Here is a 236-nt window from a genome sequence, read left to right as displayed (position 1 = left end):
CCTGGCCGGAACCTTGGGCGCGAAAAAAGGCCTTCCTGTTTCCGATCGTCACAGGACAGACAGCCGCGCCTAGCTCCTCGATCGCCGCGATAGCGTCGCGGGTTTCCTGGCCCTGGGGTGGGACAAAGGTCAGCACCACGGCAAATGGCTTCTTCTGCTCGCGTACCACATCGAGCGTATGCGTCATGCTCATGGTGTCGAACACGGCCGTCTTTGTCGGCACGATCACGAAATCC

General features: G+C 60.6%; 1 protein-coding gene. It reads right to left on the bottom strand.

What is annotated here, in order from left to right:
- Positions 1-236, bottom strand: a 236-nt coding sequence (locus SB775_RS33825; RefSeq protein ID WP_486360747.1) for a P-loop NTPase family protein, incomplete at both ends; no start/stop codon positions are given.

The sequence above is a fragment of the Peribacillus sp. SIMBA_075 genome (assembly GCF_046534585.1).
The sequence above is the reverse complement of the archived record's forward strand: the minus strand, read 5'-3'. Positions and strand labels throughout refer to the sequence as shown.